This is a genomic window from Moorena sp. SIO4A1 (assembly GCF_010672065.1).
GTDB lineage: Bacteria > Cyanobacteriota > Cyanobacteriia > Cyanobacteriales > Coleofasciculaceae > Moorena.
In genome coordinates this window covers 1-1072 of the sequence record NZ_JAAHHX010001024.1, presented here as the reverse complement: position 1 = coordinate 1072, position 1072 = coordinate 1, and the positions used below count along the sequence as shown (strand labels likewise).

At 41.1% G+C, this 1072-nt stretch carries 2 protein-coding genes; both read right to left on the bottom strand.

Features of this window, described 5'->3' with window-relative positions:
• Positions 1-881 (bottom strand): helix-turn-helix domain-containing protein (locus tag F6K53_RS44975; protein WP_293087605.1); only part of this gene is annotated, 881 nt, incomplete at its 3' end.
• Positions 823-1072: recombinase family protein (locus F6K53_RS44970; RefSeq protein ID WP_293087602.1), on the bottom strand; the 250-nt coding region annotated here is incomplete at its 5' end. The genes F6K53_RS44970 and F6K53_RS44975, both read right to left, overlap by 59 nt.

Sequence of the window (1072 nt, the reverse complement as noted above, 5' to 3'; positions counted from 1 at the left end):
TAATGTGCCCAAGACATCATTTTTCTAACGGTCTTGCTTCTTATTTTCCTCTTGGTTTTACTCACCATTTTAGATGTCTCAAATTTGGGAAGGTAAATAACTTGATACTCAGAAGTGAGGAAACAGGCAACCTTTTTGTGAGCTTCGTCTATAAGATTGCGAATTTTTACTCTCATTCGCTGAGCGGCCTTCCTGATCTTGAATCTTTTTCTTTTATTTTTAGATCCCTTAGCTAGAGAGGCGCGAGATATTAGATTATCTAAGTGGCAACAAAGGCGGTAAACTCGTCCAATGTCTCCTGAACCTATATCTAAAAACCTCTGGCCGTCAAATCCAGTCAAAAATGTCCTTACTCCAGGATCTAAAGCAATACTTCTATCTGGCAGAGAAGGTTTAGCAGGTTTTTCGTCTATGGCAAAAGTAATAAACCAACGTCCTCGATCAATAACCAGAGTAGGGTCATGAAGGATCTTTTCTGGCATTGATTCGCTACTGTGAAAAACCCTACCTTTCGTCTCTTTTGGGTAAAAAGTCCCTTTCCTGAAGTTAACCTTATTGAACCTGATCGATTGAACTGGATCTGAAAAATTCCTAAACTTAGCTTCTCCGTCTACCTTCTTGGCTGCTTTATGAGCTTCAAATGCTTGAAATATTGCCGATTCCCTGGGGCTGTAAGGTGTTTTACTAACCCATTCAGGGACCTCTGACATTATTTTCTTTCTAAGGTCGTATTTCCCTATTTTTGTGGTTTTCAGAGTTGCGATAGCCTGATTGTAACACCATCTCGCGGCATTAATCCAAGTTCTCCATTTTAGCTTTAATTCAGTTTCCGGGTAGACTCGGATCTTCTTTGATAACTGACTTGTATTTCCTGAGTCCATAGAGTCTACAACTGAAGACATGGACGATGGCAAGGATGTCTTCCACCATCTCTCGTTCTGGAGATAGATTTGACTGGTCGAGAACCACGATTCTGCAACCGTTCTGTTCACAAATCCATTCGATAAGCTCGAATCCAAATCTTGCCATCCGGTCTTTGTGAGCGACCACAATTTCGCTGACGTCTCTTGAC